Genomic DNA, 22,259 nt, shown 5'->3' with positions numbered 1-22,259 from the left:
GATGGCAGCGAAAGACGGATTTTTAAAATTTAGTAGAGAAACACCTAGCAGTCGCGATGCAAAAGCACGTGTCAGTGACTTCAAGGAAATATATGAGGATTTTGCAGAAGAAAAACTCAACAATCAGGCAGCTCGCTGCATGGATTGTGGGGTGCCCTTTTGCCACAATGGCTGTCCACTTGGAAATGTAATTCCAGACTTCAATGATGCGGTTTACAATAATGAGTGGGAAGATGCAATCAAGATTCTAAGAAGTACCAATAACTTTCCTGAGTTTACAGGAAGAATTTGTCCAGCTCCCTGCGAAGCGAGCTGCGTACTTGGGATCAATAAGGATCCAGTTACGATTGAACTGATAGAAAAGAGTATAGCAGAAAAAGCTTATGAACTAGGCTTGATCAAAGCTAATCCGCCAAAAACAAGAACTGGAAAGTCTGTAGCCGTTATTGGCTCAGGACCTGCAGGACTTGCCGCGGCAGATCAGCTTAACCAAGCAGGACATGAGGTGACTCTATTCGAAAAAGACTCCAAGCCTGGAGGATTACTTCGGTTTGGTATCCCTGACTTCAAGTTGGAAAAATGGGTTATTGATCGTCGTATCGATTTCATGAAGCAAGAAGGTGTAATCTTCACTTGTAACACGGAGGTAGGCTTCAATATCAAAGCAGAAAATATTCTGAAAAACTTCGATGCTGTTGTACTTTCCACTGGAGCAGGACAACCTAGAGGATTGAATATCAAAGGCTCACAAGCCAATGGGGTTCATTTTGCTATGGAATTTCTAGGTCAGCAGAATAAGGTAGTATCAGATGAGATCGAAGAAAATCCGATTTCTGCCAAAGGAAAACATGTCATCGTGATCGGTGGTGGTGATACAGGAAGTGATTGTATAGGAACATCCAATAGACATGGAGCAGCCTCCATCACACAACTTGAGCTTTTGCCTAAGCCTCCACAGCAAAGAAACACGCTTAATCCATGGCCGGAATGGCCGATGACTCTGCGAACATCTAGTTCACATGAAGAGGGAGCCGAGCGAGTATTCTCTGTGCTTACGAAAGAATTCACTGTAAATGAAGAAGGTCAAGTAACTGGATTGAATCTAGTAGACCTAGAATGGGTACACAAAGATGGTCGTATGGTCTTTGAAGAAATCGCAGGTACAGAACGTACTGTTCCGTGTGATTTGGCATTCTTGGCTATCGGCTACACAGGTCCTGCCCAAAATGGATTGCTTGAAGCATTCGGGGTAGCTACCATGGAGAACACGCTTCCAAAGTCTAAAAATTACCAAAGCACAAACTCTAAAGTATTCCTAGCTGGAGATATGCGCCGTGGCCAGTCATTGGTCGTATGGGCAATCTCTGAAGGAAGGGAGGCTGCTGTAAAAGTAGATGAATTCCTTATGGGTGAATCTGCTCTACCACAGAAAGATGAGTCATTCTTCCAAGTAGAACAGGAAGTCGAAGGATTAGACTAAGTTCATTTTCCATAACATAACAAAAAGCCATCCCGAGTTGATTCAGGATGGCTTTTTGTCTTGTGGGGGTTAATTGGCGAATTAATTCCCGCCACCTCTTGGAGGACCACCGCCATTTCTCCCTCTTTGACCATTCTGGTTTTTGGCTTTGTATTCAGCCCATTTTGCTTTTTGCTCATCATTCAAAACCGCTTGGATTTTGTCATCCTGCTCCTTCATTTCAGCCTTTCTCGCTTCCGCGGCATCTTTATTGGCATCAGCTTTAGCTTTTCGCTCAGCCATCTCAGCCTCATTCTTTTTTGCATATTCTAGATTGATATCCAAAATCTGCTTTTTTTGAGCATCCGTTAGCTGAAGTTCTTCAGCCATACGCTCAGTATTCCTTTTAGCTCTTTCTTCAGCGCTTGGTCTTTCTCCTCCTCCATTTCTCTGCGCAAATGTGCTAAGACTGATCATTACCATCAAGCCTGTAGCGAAAATCCATTTTTTCATGTGTTCTGGTGTTTAGTTACATGGATTAGACCAAGGTTATGGATTGCAGTTTAATCTAAGCCAAAAGAGTTTTTGTTAACAAATCTAAATACGCCATTTCTACTAGCTCCAGTAAAAATTTGCTTATGCTGCTTGTTCCTCTTAACAGTTACAAACATTACAGCACTAAAAACACTAAGTCTCATCTCTCCTCTGTCAGTTCCTTCTGTTCAGATGGTCTTACTGCTTTTGGCTTGATCAGCAGTCTCAGACTAGGGTCAAAGCTCAGATAGTTCCAAGACCAATCAAGGAAAATAAATACCTTATTTTTCACTCCCAGAATAGCCATCAGGTGAACAAATAGCCAAGTAAACCAAGCCAAAATACCCTGAAACTTGATAAAAGGTAAATCTACCACAGCGAGCTTTCTACCTACTGTGGCCATGGATCCTAGATCTTTATATTTAAAAACTTTCTTGTCCTTTCCTTCTACAATCTTGTGGAGATTATGAGCCAGACAAACTGCTTGTTGAATGGCTACCTGTGCTACTTGTGGATGACCTTTAGGATATCCTTTCTGAGTCATCAAACTAATATCACCAAGTGCATAGACATCAGGACATCCTTTAATCTCTGAAAAATCATCCACCATTATTCTTCCATTTGAGGCATAATTATCAGCCTCTAATCCTCCAATCCTATTTGGTTTAATACCCGCCGCCCAAAGTAAAGTCTGCGTCTGAATAGATTCCTTCTCGGCAAGTATTACTTCATTACCATCGTAGTCTTTCACCATAGTATTCAGCATTACATCCACGCCAAGATCCTGCAGATATTTCAAGGCACTTTCTTTAGACTCATTAGACATAGGCCCGAGCAACTCCGGTCCAGCTTCTATAAGTACAATCTTCATGTTATGGAAATTGAGCTCTGGATAATCCTTTGGCAATACAGTATTTCTCAGATCTGCCATTGCCCCAGCCAGTTCCACTCCTGTAGGTCCCCCGCCCACGATCACCACATTCATCAGAGATTTACGATCCTCTGCTTTCTCAATATTAATCGCTCGCTCATAATTCGAAATTATTTTATTTCGGATATAAAGTGCTTCCGAGACTGTTTTCATTGGTGAAGCAGACTCTTCTATGGTTTTAGAGCCAAAATAATTGGTGTCTGCTCCCATTGCCATCACTAGATAGCTGTAATCTATGTAGCCCACATCTGTATAGATCCTTTTAAGCTTAGGATCAAAATGATCCACCTGAGCCATGCGGAAGGTGACATTTTTTGATCCATGGAAAATTTTACGAAGAGGAAAAGAGATCGCACTAGGCTCTAGTCCAGCTGTGGCCACCTGATAGAATAGGGGCTGAAACTGATGATAGTTATGCTTGTCCAGCAAGATCACCTGAAACTTCTTATTCATCAGCTTCATGGCAAGTTTGAGTCCTCCAAAGCCAGCACCTACAATTACTACTTTTGGTAAATCTGATTTAGGAATATTGGGAAGAGGAGTTGAGAGAAATTCCGACATGGTTATACTTTATTTTAGTCGTCTTGAATTGGAAAAATGTCACTTCAAAAATGGCACACTTTCAAACAAATTCTTGACATAGAATAGTTCTATTCTAGCCAAACGAAAAGAATTGCTAATTTTACTTCCCTAATAGTATATAATCATGGGAAGAGCATTTGAATTCAGAAAAGAGAGAAAATTCAAGCGTTGGGACAAAATGTCCAAAGTATTTACGCGTCTAGGAAAAGAAATCGTAATGGCGGTGAAATCGGGAGGTCCCGATCCCGCTTCAAACCCCAGACTTCGTACAATAATCCAAAATGCCAAGGGCGCTCAAATGCCCAAAGACAGAATCGAAGCAGCGATCAAGCGGGCATCAAATAAGGATGAAAAAGATTACGAAGAAGTAGTTTACGAAGGTTATGGACCCTTTGGTATCGCAGTAGTAGTAGAAACCTCCACGGATAATATCAATAGAACCGTAGCAAATGTGAGAAGCTGTTTCTCCAAAGCTGGTGGCTCATTAGGTACTTCTGGCTCGGTAGTTTTTATGTTTGATCGAAAGGCAGTTTTCAGATTCGCAAAAGGTGAGTTTGACTTAGAAGAGCTTGAATTCGAATTAATAGATTATGGATTAGTTGACATCGATGAAAACGAAGGTGAGATCTTCGTTTATACCGAATTTGAAGACTTCGGTACCATGCAAAAAGCCCTTGAAGAAAAAAATATTGACGTAATCAGCGCTGATTTTCAACGCTTTCCAACTACTCTTACTGAGCTTGACGAAGAGCAAGAAGAGATTATCAATAAAATGATAGAAAAAATGGAAGATGATGATGACGTAAACCAAATTTTCACCAACATGGCCTAGGCATCCGCCTAGGTTTTTTTATTCTATGAATTTCCCAAAAAGACAAAATTTTCAAGTTTCCGAAAAGCCACTAATAATCGTCGGCAGTAAAAATCCAGTAAAAGTCGCCAGCACCGAATCCGCATTTACAGAAGCATTTCACAAAGGATTTGTCGTAAATGGAATCACTGCTGCATCACAAGTATCTGATCAACCCAAGGGTGATGAAGAAACATATTTGGGAGCTAGAAACCGTGTAGTCAATGCCAAAAAAACTTTTCCCGAGGCAGATTATTGGGTAGGCATAGAAGGAGGAATCGGAGAAGACGCTGCAGGAATGTATGCCTTTGCCTGGATCTATATCGAAAACAAATCAGGTCTTCATGGCAAAGCGAAAACAGGGACATTTTATCTTCCTGAAGCCATCGCCAAACTAGTCCATGATGGCATGGAACTAGGAGCAGCCGATGATGCGTTTTTTGCTCAGGAAAACTCTAAACAAAATGGAGGATCTGTAGGAATTCTAACTCACGGCGTGCTAACTAGACAAACCTATTATAATCAAGCAATTATATTGGCCTTGATTCCTTTTTTAAATGAAGCCTTATATTAAATGTCCTGCTTTTTATAATTTTTTTACCTAAGTCTCTTTTAATAAGACAAAAAATGAGTATTATTGAATAATTGAAATTTAAAACTTTGATTTATCCTAACCGTACGGAATATTCCAAACGGGATGAAGAGATCAGCAGTAGTAGAAGTTGCTTAAATCACCCCTATCATTAAGTAGCTATAGACCTCTCCTTCGAGAGGTCTATTTTTTTAAGTTCTTCAAGAAATTATCTAATGCAACTCGCCAATCAGGGTCAGCATCCCATTCAGGACCAATATATAGTTCATCGCGCACCAAAAGTTTGATGTAATATTTGACCACTATAGCTGAAGAAGATGGACCAGTCTTAGGCTCTAGCCCCATACTGCTCATCAAATCGGCTTCTCTTCCCTCCACTTTCACTAGTAGGAATTGTACTCTATCCTGAATCAATTCTTGAACAGATTTTGCTTCAGTAAGCCAAGCTATCTGATAGGGATATTCCTGCTTTAGTACCTGCTCTATTCCTGCCTTCTGTGCTGCCTGCTCCGCCAAAATAGCCTCTTGAGATTTGCCGTACATATCGTACCTAAAATAACTTAGCAGTCCAGTTTCAGCAGATGAGCCCTCTATAGTAATTCCCAATTTGAACACATCCAGATTAAGCGGGTTACTTGCCAAAAACCTCTCATTTGAAGTAGTTTCTGTAGTGCTGATATTCAGAAATTCTGGAACGTCCAAAACCAAAAGATTTTGTGAAACCTGATTCTCACCTATCAAACCAAACTGATTTGTAGCCGCCCCGATATCTCCACCAGTTACCCCAAATAAAGCCGTAGATGGAATGATTTGTCCAGTTTCAGTAAAAGGAGCTACATGAATGCTCATCTGATTCTTTTTGCGTGTCACCAGAATAATATTTTTCACAAGCCTTTGCTGAAATGACTTGGCATAATCTGCCTGAACAGCTTCCGATAGTGCCACTTTTTCCAACTCAAAATAAGCCACAGGGTCTCCTCCAGCCTTTACCAGTGAATGATGCACGCTATCTGCTACCTCTGTCCAGGTCATCACAGGTTTAGCAGCAGGATCAGCAGAGATAAAAACCACAGATTTCCCATCAAAAAATGACTGAGGTAAACTCCCTTGAGCAGAAACCAAGTGGAGATTAATTAAAAGAATAAAAATAAGTAGAATATAATATTTCATGAATTCAGAGGAGTGAACCACTAAGCTGATTAATTTTGCCAATATACGTAACGTAAAATACTTTCCTTGATGCAACTCTCAATCAAAAATGCCCTAAGTTGTTTATTATTTCTTGTTTTTCTCCAAGCCAACGGGCAAAGTATTGCTAGCAAAACGCTCCTTGAAAATATAAAGTTTTTGTCTTCGGATGAACTCAAAGGTAGAAAAACTGGATCTGAAGGAAATGTAGTGGCACGTAACTTTATTCTAGATCAATTCAAAAGTATTGGACTTGAGACACACTTTCCTGATTATCAGCAGAAATTTAGTTTTGAAAATCGTCGGGATAATAAAGCCTATGTAGATGCAGTAAATGTCGTAGGCTTTGTCGCGGGCAGCTCTACGAAGAAATTGATCGTGATCACAGCACATTATGATCACGTGGGAGTGGGCAGGCCAAGTGCGGAAGGTGATTCTATCTATAATGGTGCCGATGACAATGCCTCAGGCACTGCTGCTTTGATCGAGCTAGCAAAGTATTTCAAGGAAAATAGACCTGAGCACTCCATGATTTTTGCGGCTTTGGATGGTGAAGAAATGGGCTTGCAAGGTGCAAAAGCACTAGTTAAAGACTTCCCTTTCCCGATGGATCAGGTTGTATTGAATATCAATATGGATATGATTTCCAGAAATGAAAAAGGAGAATTGTACGCTTCTGGTACTTATTACAACCCAAATCTTAAGACTATTTTGGAAACCGCCGCTGCTGGCTCTACGCCAAAATTGCTATTTGGTCACGATGAGCCAAATACCGGTAGAGACAACTGGACCAAATCATCCGATCATGGAGCTTTCTTTGATGTGAAGGTGCCACATATATATTTTGGCGTAGAAGATCATCCTGATTATCACAAACCAGGGGATTCTTTTGAAAATATTGATCAGCAATTCTATGTCAATGCGGTCAATCTTATCTTGAAGTGTACCTTAGCACTAGATGCAGAATTGATCAAAGAGTAAGTGATATTCTTTTCATTGAACAACATCTTATTTAATTTAGAATTTAAAGCACGCTACTAACGCGATATTTTGCCTAAAACAGATTTTATCACCAAGCTCTTGATATGGAGGCTCAGACACATGAGCAACCAAACCTTTATCCTAATTCTAAGTGGGATAATAGGTGTTTTCTCTGGCTTGGCAGCTGTAATTCTTAAACAAGGTGTACATGTCATACAGAATTTTCTTACAGAGGGATTTTATAAGGAGTATGCTAATTTTCTATATATCATATACCCGCTGATAGGTATTTCAGCGGCTTTTATTCTAGGCAAGTTTATTTTCAAGGATACAGGGGGACACGGTGTTCCCGATATTCTGTTCACCATTTCCAAAAAACAAAGCATCATTAAACGAGTGAAAACCTATAGCAGGGTTTTTACTTCCGCGATAACTGTTGGTTTTGGAGGATCTGTAGGATTGGAAGCTCCTATGCTGGTCACAGGCTCAGCTATAGGTTCCAATGTAGGTTCCTTAGTGCATCTCAATGCAAAAAAGCGTACGCTATTGATAGGTTGTGGGGCTGCTGCAGCGATTTCATCAATTTTCGGTGCTCCTATCGGTGGAGTGATTTTCGCTATCGAGGTAATCATGATGGAAATCAGTACAGCAAGTTTCATCCCTCTGCTAATAGCCAGTGTGACAGGTTCTCTAACCTCCATGATTCTAATTGGGAAAGACTCTGTTTTCAATTTCAAATTGACAGAGAACTTCGAAGCTTCACACATGCCTTATTACCTCCTTTTGGGAATAGTATGTGGTCTAGTTTCTCTCTATTTCAGCCAAGCTGTGAGAAAGACAGAATCGCTTATGGAGAGCCTAGATAGCCAACTGCTACGTATCCTCTACGGTGGTGCGATTTTGGGCATCATGGTCTTCTTTCTGCCCCCTATCTATGGAGAGGGGTATGACACCTTGAATACCTTAATCGATGGTAATTCCAGTCAGTTGCTAGAAAAAAGCCCCTTCTTTTCAGTGATTGAGAACCCCTATTTGATCATTATTTTTCTAGCCTTTATTATCCTAGTGAAACCAATAGCTGCTGCGGTTACGCTCGGCGCGGGTGGCAGTGGCGGTATTTTTGCTCCATCTCTGTATGTTGGAGGTATTTTGGGTTTCTTATTCGCCTATTCTAGCAACCTTTTTAATTTCACTATTCCTCTTCCACTGGCACATTTTACCTTAGTAGCAATGTGTGGTGTAATGGCCGGAGCTCAACATGCACCACTTTCCGCAATCTTCTTGATAGCAGAAATCACTGGCGGTTATGAACTCTTTGTTCCACTAATGTTTGTGTCTGCGATCTCGTATGTGACTAAAACGGCCTACCAAAAGGACAGTATCTATATGATACAGCTGAAGGAAAAAGGAAGACACCTTCCCGAATCAAAGGATCAGGAGTTGCTAGAACTTATCACCATTACCAATGTAATCGAACGTGACCTTCTTCCAATTCATCCTGATTCAAAACTAAAGGATTTGATTTCTTTGGTGAAAATTTCCAAACGAAATATTTTCCCTGTTGTAGATCAGCATAAAGCCTTGCGTGGCATAGTTACCTTGGATGATATCAGGGACATCATGTTTGATCGTGAAAAGCAAGATGTGGTTCTTGTGAAAGAGCTCATGCATAGTCCCCCAGAAATCCTATTGGCTACTGAGAATATGCAAAAAGCGATGGAAAAATTTGAGTTATCTGGAGCTTGGAATCTACCTGTCATCGAAGATGGCAAATATTTGGGCTTCGTTTCTAAGTCCAGAATCTTCAATGCCTATAGAAAACGCTTGATTAAACAAAAGCAAGATTAATCGAATTAAGAATAATATTTGGAAGCCGGATTTATCCACTTTTTTGCACCCCACTTTATACAGAACTTTTTAAGTTAGCCTTCTTTATCCACAAAATTACCTTTAAAATTACACCTATAACTATCTGATTTATTGAGTATTAGAACGGGTAAATCTAGAAGTGTGGATAAATTATTGAAAATGTGGATAAAAAATACTTGCATTTTTTAAACCTTAAATAGAGGCTCTGAGCTAAGGTTTTGGAGATAATTTATTATTCAAAGCAATTAAAATTACAAGCCGTATAAATTGCCATTTTCGCCAAGTTCTAAAAGAATATTTTGTGAGCAGCTTTTGCCTGATCCTAAATCGAAAATTAAATTCTCTCCAAAAACACCTTATTAAAATCTTTCGTATTTTACCACCAAATAATCCAATTTTAACAGTGCAAATCCTAGGGTTCAATCCCCATACCAATAGGTGCTAAGTTGTTCATTTGTCTGAGTATCCAAGCCTGACGGCCAATAATATATGGAGTAGGTTTAGCCGGTGACCATCTTCTCGGATTGGGAAGTACAGCAGCGATCAGCGCAGCCTGATTACGAGAAAGTTTGGCTGCCGGCTTAGTAAAGTATTCCTGAGAAGCTGCTTCAATTCCATAGATACCATCACCCATTTCTATCACATTCAGATATACTTCCATAATACGTTCTTTGGGCCACATCAGCTCAACCAATACTGTGAAGTAAGCCTCAAGGCCTTTTCGCAGATAAGTCCTCGACTGCCACAAAAACACATTCTTGACCGTCTGCTGTGTAATGGTACTTGCTCCTTTCACCCGTTTATCTTTCTTATTGTTTTCCCAAGCTTTTTCCATCGCCTCGAAATCAAAGCCATGATGATCCAAAAACTTCTGATCCTCTGAAGCATAGACAGCTTGAGGGGCATGTTTCGAAATCTCACTAATGGGCACCCAGTCTTTGCTTAGTCGAACTTCCTTCTCTGAATCAAACGCTTGCTCGAAAACTCGAATTACCATCAAGGGGGTGATCGGAACTGGCACAAAGCGATAAAGCAAGGTAAGACCAATAGAAAGCACAAAAAACCAGAGTAAGGTCTTCCATATCAATCGCCATAACCATCTAAATATCTTCATAAAATCAACTTAAACTGTAGCACTCACCTGTACAAAATGATAGAAAAAGACCGCATTCTCGTCTTTAAAAATAGCATCAAGATCCCTTTCCATCGCCAAAACATCAGCTGAGCTAACCAATTTCGCTTCGCGCATACCTGCCGTAGCACTTTTCATCAAACCCTTCCAATATTGACAAATGTTTCTAAGATCTTCTGCATTGCGCTGGTCTAGATGAAAACCGCCATGGTACAATTCGATTTGCTTGTAGCCAGCTCGCAGCAATAGATTACCAAGATTTGCGCCAATGTCAGGATTTCCCCCGAGAGAACGCTGGAATTCATTATAAGCATCGTAATATTTGGTCAATCCTGGAAGAGCTGGATTGAAGTAAAAACTAGAATTAAATACCTCGGTAAACCAAAGTTTTGAATTTGGAAGGAGGTAAGCTTTGATTCCTTCCAATACTTCATGGGCATCAGGAATATGCTCCAATGCCCAGCAGATGAATACTGAATCGAATTTTTCATCCAAACTAAGCTTCTTCGCGTCTTGACAAACAAACCTGACCCGATCGCTAGCAAAGGCTAAATTCTCCTTGGCTCGATCAAGTTGACTCTGCGAATAATCTACACAAGTAATCTCTAGCTCTGGAAATAATCTCAGCAAAGTCGCCGTCTGCGCACCTACGCCCGAACCGATTTCGAGGAGCTTCTTACAGCCGGTGAAATCAATACGAGGATAAATAAGAGACTCCAGAACTCCTGCCTGATCAATTAATCGTTGTTGTTCCTCTGGAATAAATCCGTGTAAATATGCTGCCATCTGCGGGAAGATTTCTCGAAATTACCAATAAAATGATTGAACTACTGAGTTAGAGTTTCTTTAAAAGAGTTGGCTCTGATAATTTTGAAACAATACTTTATCAGTTGTTATAAAATCTAATCCTTGTGGAGTATGTATGATCAGTTCGCTCTCAGGCTAATCATCAATCGAATCTGTATTTTTTAAAATTGATAGGATATGCAAAGGACTAATAGAGATTAACTCAGAAGTCTCTCAGTAGCTAATCTCATAAATTACTGTGTAGTAATTTTTCTTCTGCAGGCATTATTTATTCTGGATTTTCTGAAATGGGCATGATCGCCAATTTTGAAAATTTTACCGCTTTTGAGAAATAATGCATTATAAAAATCCTGACTATTCATCCTTACTCAACTTCTCGTGCTAAGAAAATGATACTCGATTATTTACTAACAGTTCAATCAGAGATTAGATTTCTTTGTTAGGATCACAGGCTCAGACAGTTTAGTGGCCACACTTTCCATGAAATACTTTAGGTTTTCATATTGACTTGCTGGAATAAGCGGAGCGTTCACCATAAATTTAGCCGAGATTTTAAGGTTACCGTCGATTATAGTAGGAGAGTATATAAATACAACATATCCTCCATCTATCGTATAACCCGCCTCTAATGGGTAATCATCTATTTCATACCCTTCAGGAACAGACACTACGGTGTTATATGTTTCTGAAAATGCATATCCAAAATCGACTGGAAACATTCGGTATTCTTGCGTAAATGGATTTTCAGCAAAGGATGAAAACTTCAGTGGACTAAATAGAATCATATCTTGGTCCACTATCTCTTGAAATTTCATTTCGAAACTTAAGGTCAGCATATCCTTATCTTCCAGCGCATTATTTACCTTAAAATTATCAAAAACCACACCTTCCTCTATTTCGAATAACTTCTCCAAGGATTCATTTCTTGCTTGAATTCCATCTATTTGCTTAGCCAAACCAAGACCTCTGTAGCGGTAATTTCTATGAGCATTCGACATAACTAATTGACCTTCTTCATTCATTTCAACTTGACCGAAATAAGTGGAGTTGGATTTATGCTGAATATCAATTGGTACAAGCTTACTCTGTTCTTCCTGCAGGTACAGACCTGCTTTCACATGCTTATCTAGATCAACATAGCCAAAAGGAGCTTCAACTTGAGATAAATCCAAAAATTGCTGTTTCCCGTCTAGTTCAGCAAGTAATAATATTTCATCAAATTGATTAAGAAATGGAAAAGGAACAATGTCGCTTCGGCCATAGCCTTTACTACCGATCAAAACAGGCTCGCAGCTTATCCCTTCAGACTTCAATACCCCCATAAGTGCTAGCATAAGCTCTACTGGACTGCCTACCTTGGATTTCAATAGCTGATTAAGATTTTGCTCGGGATAAATCCAATCCTCCCCTTCAACCCTGAAGTTATTTCTCAAATAGTAATAGGCATTCTGTGCAGTTTCTAGCTGCGTTTCACCTTTCAAATCAACATCCAAGAATTCTTTCTCAATTGGATTACTTCTATAAAACCCTTTTTGTGAATACATAGAGATCACCTCATCTCCAAGTACTTCCCAAGTGCTCATTACATGTTCCCATTTTGTTCCATAATCTTCTCTCACTTCGTATCGCGACAATTGGAAATCTATACGGTCGATGTAGTCCCGATAATTTTTCATGTATGGCTCCTCTTTGAGTGAATGAATATTTCTCAAAGTCCATCCATAATTATCGTTCTCGATTGTCTTTTCTACACCAGTTGAATAGTTTTGGCCTTGACCGAGTGTCCTATATTCTAAGGATGGAAGCATTTTGATTACGTAGTTACTATAAAGTGTAGGTAACTTATTTTGGAAGGTCCAGCCGTCAATAAATGTGAGATTTTTATCTGTTTTCTTGTATTGATACTCAATGATAGACCCTACTTGCACATTCGGAAAGGATATCCTAAGCTCCTTGTAGCCATCATCAAGATCAACTTCAAAAATCCCTTCCTTTGACACCTTAATGCTTTCAGCCTTACCATTTTCGAAGTTTGTGGTCTGGGCTTTGACCGCAAGAATATCTTCCACTTTTTGATCTCCGGCGTAATAGCGAATCCTAACATCCGCATTCTCCTTCCCTGCCTCGGAAAGTATTTTTAGGCGTACAAAATGGCTAGTCTCCAAATATCCAGATAAGAACCTTGAATACCCTTGCGATACTAAAATCACTGCTGGAGCATCTGGCTCGTAGGACACTTCTTTTAATGAAATTTCACTGTCCTCAAAATCTCCAAGTTTATGTGTTTGAGAAAAAGTAAGTGTGGAAACGAATAAAAAAATAAATGTTAGTAAAGATTTACTCATGTCTTAGTGCGGCTGTGTTTTTGATAAAATAGAAATTAGTAGAACCTAGGGCATTGATTCGTTTGATTAGTTCAGTTTTGTCTTCATCAGAAATGTCTTCCTTCAGTGATAGATTAATTTCTCTATTCACACTTAGATTTTTTCCTTCCAAAGAAGCTTTTAAAATCACGGTAATACCTTCTTCTTCCAGTACCAGTTTTTCTGATAAATTCTCAGCCTCCATCACCTCCGGAAGTTCAATCTGATATTCGTCCATTTGGCTTAGAGAGTTATTAACGAGCATTTCTTCAGATACTTTTCCAAGAAATGGCTTTAAGATCATTCGCTTTGCAGTGTTTTGGACAAACTTCTGAATAAACCCTTCATAACTAAGATCAGCTATTAGGAGGGAATCTTTATGATCCACATTCAGCTCGTATTGGTTGATGATCAATCCTGCTACAGGAGAATTGCGATTGAAATAATCCCGCTGCTGTCTGGTGTCAAGGTGTTGCTTTACCATCAACAAATCTTCTGCAAAGTTGCCATCAACTTTCATCCTCGTAGCAATGGTGGCATTTCCATCCTTGTCTATTTTCACGTCATTTTTGCTATGAATAGCATTCCAATCGAAGGAACTATAGGATGGCGTTTTGGTCAGATAACCACCTTGTTCAGCGATTACCAACACGTGTCTGTTTTTGGTAAAGTCCCCAAGAAAGCCTGCAGGAAGGGAATTAGAAGTACATTCTAGCCAAACTGGACTTTGCCCATCTTTCATGGGCACTTGCAAAATCACGTGATTGAATTGATTGGAAGGGAGATCAGTTTCTATATCATCAGCATCTTTACCAGCTTGAACCAATGTATAATTTGAAGGAATCTCAACTGCCTTAAGCATGGTTTGCATCAGATTTGTCAATCCTTTGCAATCTCCATATGCATACTTCACCACATCTTCAGCAGGCATAGTCTGCCAGCCGCCAATACCTAGCTGTATGCTAACATAGCGGTAGTTTTTCTGTAGGTATTCGTAGAGAATTTGGATCTTCTCATAGTCAGTATCTGCATTAGCTACCATGCCAACAAGTTTGGTTTTGAAAGCATCTGGAAGAACTTTACGCCCCTCATTTAGTTTATATTGCCAAGCAGCGAGTCCTGACCAATCTTCCATTTTTCCAACATAGTCCCCCATTGCAAAACCGACTGGAGCTAATAGTAATTTATGATCATCTTCTTTATTAAGATCAGGTGTTTGAACAGGCAGATCAGTTTCAACCCAGGTCATTTCTATTCTGTTGTCCACTTTATTTTCAGACTTCTCTCCAAGCAAATTCACTGCTTTATATCTCAAGCCAATCTTCTCTGGATAGACTACAGTGAGCGTAGACTTAGTTACTTTTTGATTATATCTATGAACTGGCACCCAATCACTTAATTGGAAATTACTAGAAGATTTAGTCTCTATATTAACAGTAACTTGAACAGGAAACTTGCTGCTTTGTACTTCATAATACTTATGCCGATTATCATCGAAGATACTACTAGTAGAATAGATGGCAGCATCTGTCATATCCCTGGTCTTTGCCCTTTCAAGAGTTTTACCTTTTACCGGATCAGTAATTTCTATCTCTACGCTCTCTATTTCATTCAGCTTATCATAGAAAACAGAGGTAAAAGCGTGGGCTAAACCTTCAGACGATAAAATAGTGAACTTTCGCTCGATTTTATGAACTACTTCATACGAATCAGAAATTTCGATTCGCTGATTTTCTGAAAGAATAGAATAAACAGGGGTTGGATTTTTATTATAAGTAGAGTCATTATGTGCTTGAACACCAAGTAGCATATGAGCAACTACAAGCAAAATTTGCATATAGAATTCAAAGATAATTGTTCACAAAGAATATATTTTTTATTTAAACCAACAAGCCATAAAAAATATATTCCATGCAAAATGAGCAACAATATTTATGCATCAGCTGCCTTTAATTCACTTGTAATTTTCATCAAATCTTCCCTAATTTGATTTTATACCAAATAAAAAAACCATGCCCCCTGTAATCATTGGTAGTTTTGAAGAGTTCGAACAATACAACGGACAAAGCCTAGGCACATCTGATTATTTCCATATCACCCAGGAACAGATAAATATTTTCGCAGAAGCTACGCATGATCATCAGTGGATTCACACCAATCCTGAACGTGCCAAGGCTGAAGGAGCATTTGGCAACACCATCGCTCATGGATACCTCACGCTAAGTATTGTTCCGCATCTTTGGGACCAAATCGTAGATGTTCGAAATCTGAAAATGATGATCAACTACGGTATCGAATCCTTGAAATTTGCGAACCCAGTGCTGGTAGATAGCGAAGTTCGTCTAGTTGCAACCCTGAAAAACGTAGCTAACCTACGAGGTACGGTGAAAGCTGAAGTATCCGTGAAACTCGAAATCAAGGATCAAAAGAAGCCGGCCTTTACCGGAGTTTTGATCTTCTTGTATCACTTCGAGTAAAATACTTTTTCTATGGATGCATTCTGGAAAATCATATCCAAGTCTTTGAATAAATAGATAAAGACTCGCAAAACGATTAGGTAATTATAGCTTGAGCAAATATATTAGTTGGAACTAAGCGCCAATTGAATGAAATTTCCTCACTGCATTCTTATCCTACTTGCATTCTCCTTTTATGCCTGCGAATCTCCCACTTCTTCCACTAGTGCTGAATCTGAAGATTTACAATTAGAGATTACAGATTCGATCCGTGTAGCCTACATTGGCAAACTCAACCTAATGGATGTCAATCCAGAATTCGAGAGGATTCTATTGTTTGATCCACAGAACATGAAATTTGTCAGTACTGATTTTGAAGGAAACATTTTGGGCGAATTCAGCAAAGAAAGGGATTCTCCAGATGGTTTTGGTTATTACCCAATGGCCGCAGGCAAATTCAACTCTTCCAAAAATATCCAGGTAGTTTCAAGCTCAGGCATTTTCGAATACGACATAGCCGGCAATTTGCTGAATAGCTCCAAAGTTCCAAGAGATCAAATAAAGCCTTTCAGCGGAAGAATAGATGCTAAGCGGGAGATCCAATTTGTAGATGGAAAAATTCTCCTAACAGGCACAGTCGCACGTGGTGAGTTTAACAAAACTCAACCGGAGTTTTACGACCAGTTTTTGCAGTTAGTGTGGGCAGATCCAACTACTGGAAACTACGAGCAGTTTTTACACCTTGATCCGGAGAGCATCTTCCAAAACAATATGTCCCATGAACCGACGACTCTTTCTACCTCCTTTGATGTGGTAAATGATCAGCTCTATGTCATTAGTGGTATAGATCCGTTTCTGAATGTCTATGAACTTAATCCGCCATATTCAAGAATCAAACGAATTCCTCTTGAACTCAAAAACTATAGACTAAATCCAGGAGAAGACCCCAAAAAAGCAGACCCCAGAGCAATAAGCTATGACCCCTCTTTTGGCATCATTCATAAATTAGTCAGCCTGGGAGACAAGTTAGTACTCACTTATGATACTGGCTATGACGAGCTAGATGCTCTCCAATACCATGAGAAAAAATCAGACGATGAATGGGAAGTGTTTGATTCACGAGTAGCTAAGAAATATAAACTTCGCTACCAGGTTCTAGATCTGGACGGCAAAATGCTAAGCGATTCTGAAATTCCTGAAGAGCTAAGCGATGTGTTCGTAAGCCGAGATGAAGCTCTATGGTTTATGGGCAAAGCAAATCCTGAAATAGAAGAGGATTTCTACAGCCTTTATAAGTTAGAAGTAAAATAAAGCAGCTTTTAAATCAAAAATAGCCAGGCGATCAGCTGGCTATTTTTGATAATTGTCTCTTGAAGGCTATGGAAGCAGCAGCCTGTTTGAGTGTCATTTCTCCTAATTCTGGAAGATCATAAGTAGCTCGTTTCCAAAAGGAAAGCTAAGCAACTTTCTTAATCCAATCTATTTCGCTCTTCTGAGCTTCCTGAGCTACTTTTTACTTTGAAGCTTTCTCCTTTGTTGAAGTTATATTTCAGCGTAAATCGGATGCCCTGATTGCTGCGATATTGACGGAAGTTAGTATCGATATCCGCAAAATCTATATTCGCCTTGATTACCTGTGTACGGAATAAATCTGTGCCGTTAACCGAAAGCGAGATTTTATCCTTCATGATAGACTTGGTCAGACCAGCATCCACCCAGCCAAATCCTGCGATTTCGCCTTGCCCCCAAATCTGTGGACCTAGATAAATTCCCATTACTTCTACTTTGAAACCTAAAGGCAAGGTAAGATTGTGCTGGGATCGGATCATAAATGAAGTGTTTGAATTGTTCAAGTAATCATCTCCAATCTGTGATTTATATTGATTATAATTCACCTGCACCATATTGGATGTAGCCCACCATTCTTTGATATCCACAGGGATAATCGCTCTGAAATTGGCATTTCTGGTCTTGTCAAAATTATCCGTGTAGGTAGTCGTTGTGCGACTTGCCTCATCCTGTGTGAAAACCTGCATAAAAGCATCCTCAGTCTCACTATAGCCAAGAGTGAATTGGTACATTCCTTTCAGCACATGGCTCATCTCAAAATTGGTGGAATACTGAGGCTTCAGGTTTGGGTTACCCCTTTCCGTGGTCAATGGATCGATGTAATACACAAAAGGATTCAATAGTCGATAGTTCGGTCTGGTGATTCTACGGTTCACATTATATACGATCTGATAATTATCAGAGATTTTATGTTGCAGAAACGCACTTGGGAACAGGTTGAAATACTTCTGCTTATTCACCTGGTCAAGGGTCACGGAATTCCCAGTGATATCTGAATGCTCTCCACGTACGCCTACTTGATATGAAAGTTTTTCGGAAAATTTCCCTTTGTAAGAAACATAAGCAGCTAGCACATTTTCATTGTAAATAAACCTATTGCTACTTGAATCAGGCACAAACGGTCCTTCCTCTTGAGATTTGCTTAGGTCTAGATTATTATCCGACTTGACCCAGCTACCTTTCACACCTGTCTCGATTGTATTCCCCTTTCCTACAGGTTTTACAAAATCCACTTTGGCAGTGAAGATATTATAGTACATATCATTCAGCGTCAAAATCTTACTGTTCATAGCTTGTGAAGTATTTTCTCCTACCCATTGTCTATTGGTGAGCAGAGATTCGCTGTCGGAATTCATTCTCGTAAAGTCAACATCAGAACTGATCTTGGTTCCTAGTGTATCAAGCTTTGCATCGTAGTGTAGATTGGCAAAAATCCTACTTCCTGTTCCTTTTGAATCATTCTCTGAATTCAAGTAGCTGATATCTGACATTCCCGGTGTGATGATATCGGTCAAAGACTTATTATCATCACTATCCTTAGAGTCTGAAGCCTGCACATTTATAGCGATGTTCTGATTCTCATTAATCTCATAATTGGCTGCTCCATTGAAAAACAGATTTTTGTTTCTAGTCGTTATTCTTGAGTCTTGGTTGAAATTGGAAACTCCTTCTGGCAAAGCAAAATTTCGGTTAATCTCCAAATCATTGAAATTACCATAGTAATTATAGTTCAAATTGGCATTGGTGCTCCACTTTCCTTTCTTCACATTCAGTGCTACTCCAGTGTTTGGTAGCCACTGTCCATTATATAGGGCTCCAGCCTGAATATTTCCAAATATCCCATCTACTGTATTCTTTTTCAACTTGATATTTATCACACCAGCAGAACCTTCTGCATCGAATCGAGCAGATGGATTATTGATCACTTCTATACTCTTGATGTTATCTGCTGGCATGGAGCGAAGGAAATTAGCAAGATCCGTTGCACTCATATAGGTCAATCGATCATTGATCATCACTGTCGCGCCAGTACGTCCATTCAAGTTGATTATCCCATCCTGATCTACATAGATTCCAGGAGATCTTCCGATTACATCTAGGGCATTAGCTCCTTCAGCCATCACCGTTCCTTCTACATTGATGACTGTCTTGTCAGGCTCGATGATAATCTCTGGTCGGCTAGACTTGACAGTAACCTGGTCCAATCCCATCATTTCATCCTGGATGGCCACTGACCCGAAGTCTTTGATCAAACCTGGTTTTAGCTCAAAAGCTTCTGACTCGAAAGGCGTAAACCCAATAGAAGAAACCACCAATTTAACTTGGGCAGTTTTCGTCGATTTGATTAGAAAAACTCCTTCTTCATCAGATACCGCTCCATCCACTAGATTTCCACTACTTGCATCTATCAATGCTACATTTGCATAGGGCACAGCTTGCTCATTCTGATCAGTGATTGTTCCTGATATTTTACTTACATCTTGGGCAGCAAGATTACTTACACCCAAGAGGTAAGTCAAAAAGGTTAAAAAAAGTAAGTTGGTCGTTTTCATTTCAATAATACTTTGTGTGTCGTTCTGTGCCATCTATTGAAAATCAAATGCCAAGGCTTGAAATCAGCCCTAATAAGCACTAGAAGCCTCTTTTTAAACTTCAATAAAAAATGACTGTATCGAAATCGTACAGTTATATTTCAGCTTTGGACAAAAAAAATCCCTGAACCTAAGTCCAGGGATCTTATGATTTGTATTGCGAAACTTACTTTTTCAATGCTTCAGCATAGTTCGCATTTGCTTGATCCCAATTGATCACATTCCAGAAAGCTGCAATGTAGCTTGGACGCAAATTCTGATAATTCAAGTAGTATGCATGCTCCCATACATCAAGTCCGATGATTGGTGTTCCTTTGATTTCAGCCACATCCATCAATGGATTGTCCTGATTGGCAGTAGAAACTACCTCTAGGGTACCTGCTGCCGTCAAAATCAACCAAGCCCAACCAGAACCGAATCTAGTAGCTGCTGCTTTGTTGAACACATCTTTGAATGCATCAAAATTGCCAAACTTAGCGTTGATCGCATTTCCAAGATCACCAGTTGGAGCTCCTCCACCGGTTGGAGACATGATTTTCCAGAATAGGCTGTGGTTGTAATGTCCACCACCGTTATTTCTTACTGCTGTATTAGATCCTGCTACCTGAAGCAATTCTTCTAGAGATTTGCCAGCTAGGTCAGTACCTTCAATTGCGTTGTTAAGATTCGTTACATATCCATTGTGGTGCTTACCATGGTGGATCTCCATAGTTCTTGCATCAATGTTTGGTTCCAATGCCGCAGCGGCATATGGTAAAGAAGGAAGTTCGAAAGCCATTTTGTCTATTATTTAAGGTTAAAAGATTGATTGAAAATCATACAAATAATCTGCCTAAGCAACCAAGGGAGATTGAAAAAGGTTCTTATGAATCCAATTTCCTTTTATTTTCTCAGTTTTTTGAAAAATTCCAATAAAAGCTGTTCGGATTCTAAGCCAAGAGTCCCCGAGAAGGTTTTTGTTTTGGGGTGTAATATCCCCGGATTACTTTGCATATATCCTCTTTTAGGATCAGATGCAGCATAATGGATTTCATTTATTTGTGACCAAAAAAGTGCTCCCCCGCACATCACACAGGGTTCAAGGGTCACATAGAGCTTACAATCATTCAGGTATTTTGCACCCATATAATTTGCTGCAGAAGTGATCGCAAGCATTTCCGCATGAGCTGTGACATCATTGAGCTTCTCGGTTTGATTGTAGGCTTTGGCGATGATTCTATTCTTGGAAACTATTACTGCTCCCACCGGAATTTCCCCCTCTTCAAAAGCATACTTCGCCTGCTTCAAAGCTTCATTCATGAAGTACTCGTGACTATACAGTTCGATTTCCAAAATGGTCTAGAAAAAATCTAAAATTTCATTACGTACGCCATCGTTGATAATGAAGGCTAAAATCAGTGAAACCACCAAGCCTATAAATGCCTTGTACACATCTTTTCGAGCTAATCTAACCGCCCTGAAAAGCCATGCATTCCGCTTCTCTGCCTTGGCATGTTTACCCAGAGCAATCGCTATTTCTCTACCACCTAGCAAACCTATAAATACCCAAGTAGTACTCATCGGCACTTGGCTATGCAGCTTGAAGTAGAATAAGATAATCGCATAGACAAAATCCACAATCGTAGCTGCTCGTACATCCGTTACGCTTGTCTTCTCGTTGACAATGCCTTGGATCTTATCCCCTTTCATATAGAAAAGGAAGCCCAAGCCAATGAACACGAAGCCGGCATAAACGGAAAACTCTATGGCATTCAACTGTCTAGGAAGGAACACCGCAATATTAGCAGCATCCTGCATAATCCAAACTGCCCAAAGTGTACCCGAAGTCACCCATTGTAGATAAATCCAGTATGGAGCAGGTTTACCTTTTAGGTAATTTTTGACAAATCGCTCCAGCACAAACCATACGGCAATTGCGATAGAAAATGCCAACAGATATCCTACAAAACTCTTGAACATCACAGAGACAATAGTGCCTGCTTTATAGGTAAAGACGTTCAGCAAAAGGAAGGTAGTAGAAACAGGCATTCTCAGCCTGGTCATAATAAGCAACACAATAGGAGCTGCAAGCTGAAGGAAAACAAAGTTAGAAGGAGCTTTGTCCAGCCCTGGCACACTCAAGCGCTGGTAACTTACATCACCATTGTAGGTAAACCAACTATAAGTAACCGTCCCAACAAAAATCAACCCCATAAATAACCATAGCCAATACCACTTCTTGTTATGATTCGAAGCTATGAATGTACCAATGGTCTGTATACTATCGTTGGCAATGGCAGAATAAGCAGCTAAAGCAAAGCCAAACCACATAGCAGCATAGGTGTAGGGAGTAATGATAGCTGCGGTTGAAATCAGGATACAAATAACAACTAAAAATGATTTTTCCTTCTTGGTAAAATCGAACAGGGAGTAGGCTCCTTTGGAGAGCTTATCCTGATTAATGTTTTGGTCTATTTTTTTCTTGGCCATGATTTGGCTGTTGGTCGGTCGCGCAAAATTAAAGAAGATATGTTTCTCTCCATATTATCAAATTGTTAAGTAAATACAATTCAGCTTCTAAAAGATAGTTTCGTC

At 39.7% G+C, this 22,259-nt stretch carries 18 protein-coding genes; 7 read left to right on the top strand and 11 right to left on the bottom strand.

Going from position 1 to position 22,259, the window contains the following annotated elements:
• Position 1: 1 nt before the first annotated feature.
• Entirely contained in the window at positions 2-1,480 is a 1,479-nt protein-coding gene (locus tag LV85_RS01105; RefSeq protein ID WP_111316329.1) for a glutamate synthase subunit beta, read from the top strand.
• An 81-nt stretch (positions 1,481-1,561) separates the two neighbouring features.
• Here the strand turns inward: LV85_RS01105 and LV85_RS01100 are convergent, their stop codons facing one another.
• Positions 1,562-1,972, bottom strand: a complete 411-nt coding sequence (locus tag LV85_RS01100; protein ID WP_111316328.1) for a DUF4890 domain-containing protein — start codon at positions 1,970-1,972, stop codon at positions 1,562-1,564.
• Positions 1,973-2,153: 181 nt separating this feature from the next.
• Positions 2,154-3,485, bottom strand: coding sequence for an NAD(P)/FAD-dependent oxidoreductase (locus LV85_RS01095; protein ID WP_111316327.1), 1,332 nt, complete (start codon positions 3,483-3,485; stop codon positions 2,154-2,156).
• A gap of 145 nt (positions 3,486-3,630) precedes the next feature.
• Here LV85_RS01095 and LV85_RS01090 point away from each other — a divergent pair, with 145 nt between their 5' ends.
• Both LV85_RS01090 and yjjX read left to right on the top strand, forming a co-directional pair.
• Positions 3,631-4,338, top strand: a complete 708-nt coding sequence (locus LV85_RS01090; RefSeq protein WP_111316326.1) for a YebC/PmpR family DNA-binding transcriptional regulator — start codon at positions 3,631-3,633, stop codon at positions 4,336-4,338.
• Positions 4,339-4,363: 25 nt separating this feature from the next.
• Positions 4,364-4,930 (top strand): inosine/xanthosine triphosphatase, encoded by a 567-nt coding sequence (gene yjjX, locus LV85_RS01085; protein ID WP_111316325.1) that lies wholly within the window; start codon positions 4,364-4,366, stop codon positions 4,928-4,930.
• 201 nt (positions 4,931-5,131) lie between these two features.
• Here yjjX and LV85_RS01080 read toward each other — a convergent pair whose 3' ends face one another.
• Complete coding sequence (locus LV85_RS01080) at positions 5,132-6,118, bottom strand: NTPase (RefSeq protein WP_111316511.1); 987 nt, start codon at positions 6,116-6,118, stop codon at positions 5,132-5,134.
• A 69-nt stretch (positions 6,119-6,187) separates the two neighbouring features.
• Between LV85_RS01080 and LV85_RS01075 the strand changes: the two genes are divergently transcribed.
• Both LV85_RS01075 and LV85_RS01070 read left to right on the top strand, forming a co-directional pair.
• The gene (locus LV85_RS01075) at positions 6,188-7,117 is read left to right on the top strand and encodes a M28 family peptidase (RefSeq protein ID WP_111316324.1); all 930 of its coding nucleotides are present in this window, start codon (positions 6,188-6,190) and stop codon (positions 7,115-7,117) included.
• A 120-nt stretch (positions 7,118-7,237) separates the two neighbouring features.
• The gene (locus LV85_RS01070; RefSeq protein ID WP_111316323.1) at positions 7,238-8,965 is read left to right on the top strand and encodes a chloride channel protein; all 1,728 of its coding nucleotides are present in this window, start codon (positions 7,238-7,240) and stop codon (positions 8,963-8,965) included.
• A 433-nt stretch (positions 8,966-9,398) separates the two neighbouring features.
• Here the strand turns inward: LV85_RS01070 and mtgA are convergent, their stop codons facing one another.
• The 4 genes from mtgA to LV85_RS01050 all read right to left on the bottom strand — a co-directional run bounded on the left by mtgA (position 9,399) and on the right by LV85_RS01050 (position 15,125).
• Complete coding sequence (mtgA, locus tag LV85_RS01065) at positions 9,399-10,100, bottom strand: monofunctional biosynthetic peptidoglycan transglycosylase (RefSeq protein ID WP_111316322.1); 702 nt, start codon at positions 10,098-10,100, stop codon at positions 9,399-9,401.
• Between the two features lie 9 nt (positions 10,101-10,109).
• Positions 10,110-10,904, bottom strand: a complete 795-nt coding sequence (locus LV85_RS01060) for a class I SAM-dependent methyltransferase (protein WP_111316321.1) — start codon at positions 10,902-10,904, stop codon at positions 10,110-10,112.
• Between the two features lie 440 nt (positions 10,905-11,344).
• Positions 11,345-13,270: a DUF3857 domain-containing protein gene (locus LV85_RS01055; protein WP_111316320.1), complete on the bottom strand. Its 1,926-nt coding sequence runs from the start codon at positions 13,268-13,270 to the stop codon at positions 11,345-11,347.
• The gene (locus tag LV85_RS01050; RefSeq protein ID WP_111316319.1) at positions 13,263-15,125 is read right to left on the bottom strand and encodes a transglutaminase-like domain-containing protein; all 1,863 of its coding nucleotides are present in this window, start codon (positions 15,123-15,125) and stop codon (positions 13,263-13,265) included. The genes LV85_RS01055 and LV85_RS01050 overlap by 8 nt, the downstream gene beginning before the upstream one ends.
• 175 nt (positions 15,126-15,300) lie before the next feature.
• On the opposite strand from LV85_RS01050, the gene LV85_RS01045 reads away from it, so the two are divergent.
• Both LV85_RS01045 and LV85_RS01040 read left to right on the top strand, forming a co-directional pair.
• Positions 15,301-15,765, top strand: coding sequence for a MaoC family dehydratase (locus tag LV85_RS01045; protein WP_111316318.1), 465 nt, complete (start codon positions 15,301-15,303; stop codon positions 15,763-15,765).
• 129 nt (positions 15,766-15,894) lie between these two features.
• Positions 15,895-17,055: a hypothetical protein gene (locus LV85_RS01040; RefSeq protein ID WP_111316317.1), complete on the top strand. Its 1,161-nt coding sequence runs from the start codon at positions 15,895-15,897 to the stop codon at positions 17,053-17,055.
• 158 nt (positions 17,056-17,213) lie between these two features.
• On the opposite strand, the gene LV85_RS01035 is transcribed toward LV85_RS01040, so the two are convergent.
• The 4 genes from LV85_RS01035 to LV85_RS01020 all read right to left on the bottom strand — a co-directional run bounded on the left by LV85_RS01035 (position 17,214) and on the right by LV85_RS01020 (position 22,154).
• Positions 17,214-19,646 carry a TonB-dependent receptor domain-containing protein gene (locus LV85_RS01035; RefSeq protein WP_111316510.1) on the bottom strand — a complete coding sequence of 811 codons (2,433 nt, stop codon included), beginning with the start codon at positions 19,644-19,646 and terminating at the stop codon, positions 17,214-17,216.
• 205 nt (positions 19,647-19,851) lie between these two features.
• Positions 19,852-20,463: a superoxide dismutase gene (locus LV85_RS01030; protein ID WP_111316316.1), complete on the bottom strand. Its 612-nt coding sequence runs from the start codon at positions 20,461-20,463 to the stop codon at positions 19,852-19,854.
• 104 nt (positions 20,464-20,567) lie between these two features.
• On the bottom strand, positions 20,568-21,011 hold the full coding sequence (locus LV85_RS01025; RefSeq protein WP_111316509.1) for a nucleoside deaminase: 444 nt from the start codon (positions 21,009-21,011) through the stop codon (positions 20,568-20,570).
• 12 nt (positions 21,012-21,023) lie between these two features.
• Positions 21,024-22,154: a hypothetical protein gene (locus LV85_RS01020; RefSeq protein WP_111316315.1), complete on the bottom strand. Its 1,131-nt coding sequence runs from the start codon at positions 22,152-22,154 to the stop codon at positions 21,024-21,026.
• Positions 22,155-22,259: the final 105 nt, after the last annotated feature.

The organism is Algoriphagus chordae (assembly GCF_003254055.1).
Lineage (GTDB): Bacteria > Bacteroidota > Bacteroidia > Cytophagales > Cyclobacteriaceae > Algoriphagus > Algoriphagus chordae.
This window is presented reverse-complemented; position numbering and strand designations above follow the sequence as displayed.

Excerpts from the sequence above, each read along its gene's own strand:
- LV85_RS01080 (WP_111316511.1), bottom strand. The coding sequence starts at position 6,118 with ATGAAATATTATATTCTACTTATTTTTATTCTTTTAATTAATCTCCAC.
- LV85_RS01045 (WP_111316318.1), top strand. The coding sequence starts at position 15,301 with ATGCCCCCTGTAATCATTGGTAGTTTTGAAGAGTTCGAACAATACAAC.
- yjjX (WP_111316325.1), top strand. The coding sequence starts at position 4,364 with ATGAATTTCCCAAAAAGACAAAATTTTCAAGTTTCCGAAAAGCCACTA.
- mtgA (WP_111316322.1), bottom strand. The coding sequence starts at position 10,100 with ATGAAGATATTTAGATGGTTATGGCGATTGATATGGAAGACCTTACTC.
- LV85_RS01075 (WP_111316324.1), top strand. The coding sequence starts at position 6,188 with ATGCAACTCTCAATCAAAAATGCCCTAAGTTGTTTATTATTTCTTGTT.
- LV85_RS01105 (WP_111316329.1), top strand. The coding sequence starts at position 2 with ATGGCAGCGAAAGACGGATTTTTAAAATTTAGTAGAGAAACACCTAGC.
- LV85_RS01100 (WP_111316328.1), bottom strand. The coding sequence starts at position 1,972 with ATGAAAAAATGGATTTTCGCTACAGGCTTGATGGTAATGATCAGTCTT.
- LV85_RS01020 (WP_111316315.1), bottom strand. The coding sequence starts at position 22,154 with ATGGCCAAGAAAAAAATAGACCAAAACATTAATCAGGATAAGCTCTCC.
- LV85_RS01095 (WP_111316327.1), bottom strand. The coding sequence starts at position 3,485 with ATGTCGGAATTTCTCTCAACTCCTCTTCCCAATATTCCTAAATCAGAT.
- LV85_RS01055 (WP_111316320.1), bottom strand. The coding sequence starts at position 13,270 with ATGAGTAAATCTTTACTAACATTTATTTTTTTATTCGTTTCCACACTT.
- LV85_RS01030 (WP_111316316.1), bottom strand. The coding sequence starts at position 20,463 with ATGGCTTTCGAACTTCCTTCTTTACCATATGCCGCTGCGGCATTGGAA.
- LV85_RS01060 (WP_111316321.1), bottom strand. The coding sequence starts at position 10,904 with ATGGCAGCATATTTACACGGATTTATTCCAGAGGAACAACAACGATTA.
- LV85_RS01035 (WP_111316510.1), bottom strand. The coding sequence starts at position 19,646 with ATGAAAACGACCAACTTACTTTTTTTAACCTTTTTGACTTACCTCTTG.
- LV85_RS01090 (WP_111316326.1), top strand. The coding sequence starts at position 3,631 with ATGGGAAGAGCATTTGAATTCAGAAAAGAGAGAAAATTCAAGCGTTGG.
- LV85_RS01050 (WP_111316319.1), bottom strand. The coding sequence starts at position 15,125 with ATGCAAATTTTGCTTGTAGTTGCTCATATGCTACTTGGTGTTCAAGCA.
- LV85_RS01070 (WP_111316323.1), top strand. The coding sequence starts at position 7,238 with ATGAGCAACCAAACCTTTATCCTAATTCTAAGTGGGATAATAGGTGTT.
- LV85_RS01040 (WP_111316317.1), top strand. The coding sequence starts at position 15,895 with ATGAAATTTCCTCACTGCATTCTTATCCTACTTGCATTCTCCTTTTAT.